The sequence below is a fragment of the Streptococcus sp. WM07 genome, from assembly GCF_004570525.1.
GTDB lineage: Bacteria > Bacillota > Bacilli > Lactobacillales > Streptococcaceae > Streptococcus.
Map to the genome: position 1 here is coordinate 1 of NZ_SPPZ01000061.1, position 8,794 is coordinate 8,794.

Below are 8,794 nucleotides of genomic sequence, written 5' to 3' on the forward strand. Positions count from 1 at the left end.
CTAGAGGCTTATTTACCATGGGCTCCAAAAATCCAAGAGAATTGTAGATAAAGAAAACTCCAAGATTAAAAGCAATCTGCTTATAATCTTGGAGTTTTGTCAATATACTCTGTTATTGGGCGCTTACCAAATTTTCTGTAAAGGGAAGCGTTTTTTCAAGTTTCTGTTCTTGCTTGTATTTTTTAGATTTGGTAGACTGGAAGAGTTTTAGAAAGGGGACAAAATGTCTATTATTTCACAAATTTTATTAGTCTTGTCTGCAGCTTTGTTTTTCTTTATTTTCTATTTGGAAACCTTGGCTACGACTTCCGATAAAACGAGTCAGACCTTTGGACTGAGTAAGGCGGATCTTGAATCTAAGTCTTTGAATGTTTTGATGAAAAATCAAGGGGTCTACAATGGTTTTATTGGATTAGGTCTACTGTATGCGGCTTTCTTCAGTGCCAATGGAAAAGAAGTAGCGCTTGTATTTTTAATCAATATCTTGGTAGTAGCCCTTTACGGTGGTTTCTCCAGTAATAAATCCATCATCTTGAAGCAAGGTGGTCTTCCATTTTTGACCTTGCTTAGCTTGATTTTACTTTAAATGAGGCTAGCAAAAAGTCTTAAAAATAGGAAACAGCTTAGAATTACGTCATTAGAAACGTTGATTCTAAGCTGTTTTTATCTATTCACACTTTAAGCAAAGTCAAAAATTGTTCGTTTTTGCCCAGTCTTATTTAGTTTCATAACCAATAAGAATTCCACCTTCTTCAGCATAGAAACTACAAATTCCTGAAGTTGGGAGAATGTGGATATCTGCTTGAGGGTATTCAGACCGAATGAGTTTGCTTAAATCTTGGCAGAAATCAAGGTTATTCCGATGAGACATATGGATACGCCCGCCCTCGTAGCCTGCTTTTGTCATTTCTGACCAGGTAGTAGAGACGGCTTTTTTATTTCCACGCGCCTTTTGGAGTAGTTCAAGTTCCCCTTTGTTGCTGGCTTGACCGACCATACGGATATTGAGGAGCCCAACGACTTTTCCGATAATCTTATTCAAACGGCCGTTTTTGACCAGGTTATCTACTTTTTCTAGTATAAAAATCAATTTGCTTTGTTTTTGATAGTTTTCGATAGCTGCGACAATCTCAGGATAAGTCAGGCCTTGCTTGATGTATTCATTGAGTTGGTAGACCAAGAGGTCCATTTCTCCACCTGCTGAAAGACTATCAATAATATGAATTTTAGCATCTGGATGACTCTCTAAATAGATTTCACGCGCTAAGCGTGCAGCGTTGTTACTACCTGATAAAGCTCCTGTAATGGTGACTACAAAAATAGCCTCGGCATCTCCAAAAGCTTGTAGGTATTGATCTGGACTTGGACAAGCTGATTTGGAAGCCTGCTCGCTTGCATACATGACTTCCATCATAAAATCGATATCTAGATTCTCTTTATCGGTAAATGTTTTATCTCCTACCTGCACATACATAGGCACGGATTCAAAGCTTGTCTGTGGAGCAAGCTGCTCCAATTGACGATAGTTAGATGCAGAATCTGCAATAATTTTCCATTTCACAATAGGATTCTCCTTTTTAAAAAAATGAACACTTTTGAGTTTTATGTCTTATTTATAGTATAGCACATTTTTACGAAAAATCCAAAGAAAAAGCGAATATGCTATAATTGACTAGTATTTAGGAGGAAAGGTTATGTCACATCAACGATTAGCTTGGGATGAATATTTTGCTGCTCAAGCTTTATTAATTTCGAACCGCTCGACTTGTCAGCGAGCTCAGGTAGGGGCTGTATTGGTTCATGATCATAAGGTGGTCTCTACAGGCTATAATGGGTCTATTTCAGGAACAGAACATTGTATCGACCAAGGGTGTCTCATTGTCGAAGGCCATTGTGTCCGTACTTTACATGCGGAGGTCAACGCTATTTTACAGGGTGCGGAGCGCGGAATACCACGGGAGTTTACAGCTTATGTGACTCATTTTCCTTGTCTTCACTGCTCGAAACAGTTGATGCAGGTTGGTTGTTCTCGTGTTGTCTATATTCACGATTATCGAATAGATGCTTATGCACAAGAACTATATCAACAAAAGGGAGTGACCTTGTTACAGATTCCACTTGAACAGGTACAAAAAGCAGTTCAAGAAAGTAGTTTCTTTCAATAACTCCAAATCCTTTTACATTCCTGTTGTCATATGATAGACTAAAGGAGTTAATTAGTCCCGAAAAGGTAGCGTATCGCTAGTGCTTTGTAACTTTTTAACGAATCTCTATTAAAAGGGGGACACACATGTCTGAACGTAAATTATTTACCTCAGAATCGGTATCGGAGGGGCATCCAGATAAGATCGCAGATCAAATCTCAGATGCCATCTTAGATGCGATTCTTGAGCAGGATCCGGATGCTCACGTAGCAGCTGAAACAGCTGTTTATACAGGATCGGTCCATGTTTTTGGAGAGATTTCTACAACGGCTTATGTAGATATTAACCGTATTGTTCGAGATACCATTGCCAAGATTGGTTATACCAATACAGAATATGGTTTTTCTGCAGAAACTGTAGGAGTTCATCCATCTTTGGTGGAGCAGTCACCTGATATTGCTCAAGGAGTAGATGCTTCTTTAGAAACACGTCAAGGGAATGGAGAGGATCCATTAGATCAAATTGGTGCTGGAGATCAAGGGCTTATGTTTGGTTTTGCGGTCAATGAGACTCCTGAATTGATGCCACTTGCCATTTCTTTATCGCATAAGCTAGTGAAGCGTTTGGCGGATTTGCGCAAGTCGGGTCATGTCTCTTACCTTCGCCCAGATGCTAAAAGTCAGGTTACAGTAGAGTATGATGAATCCGGAAAACCTCATCGAGTAGACACAGTGGTGATTTCAACGCAGCATGATCCAGATGTTTCCTATGAGGAATTGACCAAGATGGTTAAAAAAGAAGTCATTGAGCAGGTTATTCCAGCTACGTTATTGGATGAAGAAACCCGCTACTTCATTAATCCAACCGGTCGTTTTGTTATCGGTGGACCACAGGGGGACTCCGGCTTAACCGGTCGGAAGATTATAGTGGATACTTACGGAGGAGCAGCACGACATGGAGGTGGAGCTTTCTCTGGTAAAGATGCGACTAAGGTCGACCGTTCTGCTTCGTATGCTGCTCGCTATATTGCTAAAAATATAGTGGCTGCTGGTTTGGCAGATAAGGCAGAGGTGCAATTAGCCTATGCAATTGGTGTGGCTCAGCCAGTTTCGATTCGTATTGACACTTTTGGGACAGGTACCCAAGAAGAAGCTGCTTTGGAAGCAGCAGTGCGGGCTCATTTTGATCTCCGTCCAGCCGGGATTATTCAGATGTTGGATTTGAAGAAGCCAATTTATCAGCAAACAGCTGCTTATGGTCACATGGGTAGAGAAGATCTCGATTTACCGTGGGAACGATTAGATAAAGTAGACGCTTTGAAAGCTTTTTTCAAGTAGTGATTGAATCAGGTATTTTTCATCGATGGCTCATCAAATATAGGATTTGATGAGAGTGATATGGGAAAATGTGAGAGGCAGGGTCTTAAGATTCTGCTTCTTTTTTGCGAATGAAACTAGAATATATTAGTATTTTGAGGTTCCCGACTCTAGCAAGCTCCACGGAAATGTGGTATAATCATGCCAAACCGTATGGTTTTATCAGTTTCAAGAAAGTATTGTTAAAAATGAAAAAAATTATCATTAATGGTGGGCGCCCTCTCAAGGGAGAGGTCGCTGTTTCGGGTGCCAAAAATAGTGTTGTGGCTTTGATTCCGGCAATCATTTTGTCGGATGATATTGTAACGCTTGACGGTGTCCCTGATATTTCGGATGTAGCAAGTTTGATTGATATCATGGAGGTCATGGGGGCAACCGTTAAACGGGATGGTGATAGTCTCGAAATTGATCCTTCTGGAGTTCAATCTATGCCGATGCCATATGGAAAAATCAACTCCCTACGAGCTTCCTATTATTTTTACGGTTCCTTATTGGGTCGTTTTGGCGAAGCAACAGTTGGTTTACCAGGCGGATGTGATTTAGGGCCTCGTCCCATTGATTTACATTTGAAAGCTTTTGAGGCTATGGGTGCACGGATGACTTATGAAGGAAATTCCATGCATTTAACAACAGACGGTCAAGGGGTTCATGGTGCTATGATTTACATGGACACTGTGTCTGTTGGGGCGACGATTAATACGATGTTGGCGGCTGTAAAAGCAAAAGGCAAGACGGTTATTGAAAATGCGGCACGTGAGCCTGAGATTATTGATGTAGCGACTCTGCTTAACAATATGGGAGCCCATGTTCGGGGAGCCGGAACAGATGTGATTACCATTGAAGGAGTTGAGCATCTACACGGTACTCGTCATCAAGTCATTCCAGATCGGATTGAAGCGGGAACCTATATCGCCATGGCTGCGGCTATTGGAGAAGGGGTTAAGATTACCAATGTTCTTTACGAACACCTAGAAGGCTTTATTGCGAAGTTGGAGGAAATGGGTGTTCGGATGACGATCTCTGAAGATAGTGTCTTCGTGGAAAAACAGGATAATCTCAAAGCTATTAATATTAAAACAGCACCTTATCCAGGATTTGCCACTGATTTGCAACAACCAATCACTCCTTTACTCTTGAGAGCGGAGGGACGTGGTTTAATCATGGATACAATCTATGAAAAACGAGTCAATCATGTTCCAGAGTTAGCTCGAATGGGAGCTGGAATTACAACGGTTGGGAATCAAATTAGTTATGATGGTCCCAATCAGTTGCATGGTGCTCTAGTCAAAGCTACTGATTTACGGGCAGGTGCTGCCCTAGTCACAGCTGGTCTGATGGCCCAAGGGCAAACTGAAATTACAAATGTTGAATTTATCTTACGTGGTTATTCAAACATTATTGAAAAATTACGGAACTTGGGAGCCTCCATCGATCTTATTGATGACTAGTAACTAGGAGGAGTTGCGCAGCAGGCTCCTCTTTTATAATTGACAATAGAGGAGAGGTCATGACTATTTGGACCCATTTAGCCCAGCATTCTATTCTTCAGACATCTCGGCTTTATTTACGCCCGCCTTTAGTAACGGATTTGGAAAGTTTTCACGCCATTGCCCATGATCCAGAAAATGTTCGTTATATTTTTCCAGCTCAACAAAACCTGGAAGAAAGTCTTCATTTATGGACCCATGCCTTTCTAAAAAAAACTCTTGGGACTTGGGTATTGGAAGATCCTCAAGAGCATCGCTTGATTGGGGTTATTCGTTTGGAAAAAATTCAAGAGATAGCTTTGGAAGCTGAAGTTGGTTATTTCCTGGATAAAAGGTATTGGGGGCAAGGCTTGGTTGTTGAAGGACTGGAGGCCCTCTGTCAGATTTTGCTAGTTTCTCAAGGATTCAAAGCCCTAAGTCTTCAGGTACACTTGGAAAATATAGCCAGTCAACGGGTTGCAGAAAAAGCGGGTTTCAGCTTCCATCGGCAGTTTAAAGGTAGTGATCGCTATACCCGTAAAATGCGTGATTATGTAGAATTCCGACGAAAGCGAGGGGACTGATGAGTAAACACCAAGAAGTTTTGGACTACTTGGAGTCCATGCCAATCGGACGGAAAGTCAGTGTGCGAAGTGTCGCAAACTTCTTAGGCATTAGCGAAGGAACGGCTTATCGTGCCATTAAAGAAGCCCAAGTTCGTGGATGGGTTGAGACTCGACCTCGGAGTGGTACAGTAAGGGTGTCCACTAAAGATGAAGGATTAACTCCTTTAACTTACGGTGAAATTGTTGAAGTTACCCAAGCCAAAGTGTTGGCGGGAGCAGATGGCTTGGACAAGGAGTTTTCGGCTTTTAGTATTGGGGCTATGTCCCGTCAGAATGTAGTGACTCATCTCAAGGATGGTGGATTGGTGATTGTAGGGGATAGAACCTCGGTTCAGGAATTAGCCTTGCACCATGATTGTGCTGTCCTAGTTACAGGGGGCTTTTCTGTAGCAGAGAAGATTTTAGATTTAGCCAATAGCCTCTCAATTCCCATCTTATCCAGTAGTGAGGATACCTATCAAGTTGCTAGTCAAATCTCTCAGGCTGTCTCCCAACGGCGTATGAAGTCGCATATTTTAACAGTGGCGGATAGTTATACACCGATTGATGAATTTGGTTGTCTAACGACTCACCATCTGGTTCGTGATTTTTTAGCCTTGGTTCAAAAAAAGCAAGCTTCAACGTTTCCAATTGTCGATCAGAGTGGTTTTTTTCAAGGTCTAGTTAGTCTCCAAGAAGTAGGTGGACAAGCTAGCTTTGTTCATCTAGGGAAACTTTTACATAGCGGAACTTTACAGATGACCCCTTATACGAGTTTGGCAGTCGCTCAGCGGAAAATGATTGAGCAAGGAATGGTAATCCTGCCGGTTGTTGATGAAGAGAACCGGCTATTAGGAGTCTTGCGCAGGGAGGATTTGATTCAAGATCTGGCTCAGGAAAAAAGAGATTTATCAGCAACCTTTGCGGAGCAGTTACGCCCTTACTTGGAAAAAAAAGATACTTCCCATCAGTTGCGAGTAGCTCCCTCGCTTTTGGATGAGCAGGGAAATCTGGCAGCAGGGGTTTTAGTAGAAATAGGTTTACAGTTAGCTAAGTCTGAACTTGCGCTAGCAGGTTCAGGTTTTTACCTGACCTCTGCATCGGTTCGTGTTTTTCAATCGATTGAGGTGGAAGAGGTCTTGCAAGTAGAGGGAACTCTCTTGTATCAAAGTCGTACTAGTCGCGTTTTTCAAGTATTATTTAAAGAAAAAGAGCAAGCAGTTGCTCAAATAACTATAGAAATTACAGTACAATAAGGAGAATACATGATTACCTTAAAGTCTCAACGAGAAATTGATTTAATGAAGGCAAGTGGTGAGTTTTTAGCGAGTGTTCATCGTGGCTTGCGGGATCTGATTAAGCCGGGAATGGATATGTGGGATATCGAAGAATATGTGCGTCGTCGTTGTAGGGAAGAAAATGCCTTACCTCTGCAAATTGGGGTAGAAGGACACTTGATGGATTATCCATATGCGACCTGCTGTTCCATCAATGACGAAGTAGCACATGCCTTTCCTCGTCATAAAAAGTTAAAAAATGGGGACTTGATCAAGGTTGATATGGTTGTTGGCTTGGTAGATAAGTCTGAGTTGGATGTGTCCAGTCTAGATTTTGATGATGTGCCAACTATGCGTCGCCTGTCTGAAGATTTCCGCGGTGGAGTAGCTGATTCTTGTTGGGCTTATGCCGTTGGGGAAGTTACACCCGAGGTTCAAGAACTAATGGATGTAACCAAGGAATGTCTCTATCGTGGAATTGTGGCAGCCCAAGTGGGGAATCGTCTAGGTGATATTGGGGCTGCTATTCAAGAATATGCAGAAAGTAAGGGTTACGGAGTTGTCCGAGACCTTGTTGGCCACGGGGTTGGACCAACTATGCATGAAGAACCAATGGTTCCTCATTATGGACGTGCTGGTCGTGGTTTGCGTCTACGGGAAGGGATGGTCTTGACCATTGAACCGATGATTAACCAGGGAACCTGGGAAATTGATACCGATATGAAAACTGGTTGGGCTCATAAAACCTTAGATGGTGGTTGGTCTTGTCAGTATGAACACCAATTTGTAATTACTAAGGATGGACCTGTGATTTTAACGAGTCAGGGTGAAGAGGGAAGTTACTAAGAAAGCCGTTTAAGGAGAATAGGATACGGGATGGAGATGATGGAGAAGTTAAAAGGGAGACTAGCTACATTTAGCAAGAATCCTCTAGTGAGTGCCTTGGGGAAATTTTATAGTCAAGCAGATAGTCAGGTGATGTCCATAGCGATTGCCTATTATTTGATGCTCTCCTTGATTCCCTTTTTCTTGATTCTAGCCAATCTCCTCCCATATTTACCTGTGAGTACCAGTGATATCCTGTCTTACCTAGAAGTTTGGTTACCGGAGAGTCTGTATCCGACCATTTCCCAGTTAGTAGAAGGAGTTTTGTCGAAACCTTCTACTGGTTTTTGGAGCCTCGCCCTTCTATCAGCCTTCTGGACTTTATCATCCAGTATGTGGATGGTGGAGCAGAGTTTTAATAAGGTTTATGGCGTGGAAAAGCGAACGAATTATGTTGCTTCTCGCATTCTTAGTTTAGCCATGGGTGTTCTGTTACAGCTTGTAATTTTAAGCCTTAGTTTTCTAAGTCTCTTCTCTTCCTATCTTCTGGAGCAGATGAAGATTTGGCTAGAGATGGACACCTTTCCGTTGGAGGAGTTTTTGAAAGGGCTGAGTGGTTGGAGTATGGTTCCTTTGGTATTCTTGCTCTTCTTTCTGTATTATAGTTTGCCAAATGTTGCTATTAAGAAAATAGGCTACACGCTTCCAGGGATTTTATTAGTGACAATCGTTCTTTATCTCTTTAACGGTTTTATTAATCTTTACTTAATCCGTTATATGGGACGTTTTACGGATTATCGCTTGGTTGGATCGGTTGCTCTTTTTGCAGTGATCTTCTGGTTTATCTTAATTGCTCGAGTTCTCATTATTGGTGCTGTTTTGAATGCTTCTTATCAATTTGTAAAAGAAGGGGAATTTGACAGTAAAACGTATTTATCATAAGAAAAAAGGCTAGGATATCCTAGCCTTGATTGTTGTGGCTTCTAGCCAGTTTTTCTCGAAGAGAAAAACAAGAAAACCACCAGCTATGCTGGTGGCTGACAAGGCTTTGAGCTTCCATTTCTTTTTCCTGATATAATCTAATTGTTCAGGTTAGATAAA

Annotated in this window: 9 protein-coding genes; 8 read left to right on the plus strand and 1 reads right to left on the minus strand. The window is 41.8% G+C overall.

The window, feature by feature from the left end:
* Positions 1–223: 223 nt before the first annotated feature.
* Complete coding sequence (locus E4T71_RS07350; RefSeq protein WP_135038547.1) at positions 224–586, plus strand: DUF1304 domain-containing protein; 363 nt, start codon at positions 224–226, stop codon at positions 584–586.
* Between the two features lie 129 nt (positions 587–715).
* Here the strand turns inward: E4T71_RS07350 and E4T71_RS07355 are convergent, their stop codons facing one another.
* Positions 716–1,561 (minus strand): DegV family protein, encoded by an 846-nt coding sequence (locus E4T71_RS07355; protein ID WP_135038549.1) that lies wholly within the window; start codon positions 1,559–1,561, stop codon positions 716–718.
* 133 nt (positions 1,562–1,694) lie between these two features.
* On the opposite strand from E4T71_RS07355, the gene E4T71_RS07360 reads away from it, so the two are divergent.
* The 7 genes from E4T71_RS07360 to E4T71_RS07390 all read left to right on the plus strand — a co-directional run bounded on the left by E4T71_RS07360 (position 1,695) and on the right by E4T71_RS07390 (position 8,635).
* Positions 1,695–2,165: a cytidine/deoxycytidylate deaminase family protein gene (locus E4T71_RS07360; RefSeq protein ID WP_135038551.1), complete on the plus strand. Its 471-nt coding sequence runs from the start codon at positions 1,695–1,697 to the stop codon at positions 2,163–2,165.
* Positions 2,166–2,290: 125 nt separating this feature from the next.
* A complete protein-coding gene (gene metK, locus E4T71_RS07365) occupies positions 2,291–3,481 on the plus strand; it encodes a methionine adenosyltransferase (RefSeq protein ID WP_135038553.1) in 1,191 nt (396 codons plus the stop codon).
* A gap of 227 nt (positions 3,482–3,708) precedes the next feature.
* Entirely contained in the window at positions 3,709–4,968 is a 1,260-nt protein-coding gene (locus tag E4T71_RS07370; RefSeq protein ID WP_135038555.1) for a UDP-N-acetylglucosamine 1-carboxyvinyltransferase, read from the plus strand.
* Between the two features lie 59 nt (positions 4,969–5,027).
* The gene (locus E4T71_RS07375; protein ID WP_135038557.1) at positions 5,028–5,570 is read left to right on the plus strand and encodes a GNAT family N-acetyltransferase; all 543 of its coding nucleotides are present in this window, start codon (positions 5,028–5,030) and stop codon (positions 5,568–5,570) included.
* Positions 5,570–6,847: a DRTGG domain-containing protein gene (locus tag E4T71_RS07380; protein ID WP_135038559.1), complete on the plus strand. Its 1,278-nt coding sequence runs from the start codon at positions 5,570–5,572 to the stop codon at positions 6,845–6,847. The genes E4T71_RS07375 and E4T71_RS07380 overlap by 1 nt, the downstream gene beginning before the upstream one ends.
* A gap of 9 nt (positions 6,848–6,856) precedes the next feature.
* Positions 6,857–7,714: a methionyl aminopeptidase gene (locus tag E4T71_RS07385; RefSeq protein ID WP_135038561.1), complete on the plus strand. Its 858-nt coding sequence runs from the start codon at positions 6,857–6,859 to the stop codon at positions 7,712–7,714.
* Positions 7,715–7,750: 36 nt separating this feature from the next.
* On the plus strand, positions 7,751–8,635 hold the full coding sequence (locus tag E4T71_RS07390; RefSeq protein ID WP_167758492.1) for a YihY/virulence factor BrkB family protein: 885 nt from the start codon (positions 7,751–7,753) through the stop codon (positions 8,633–8,635).
* Positions 8,636–8,794 lie beyond the last annotated feature (159 nt).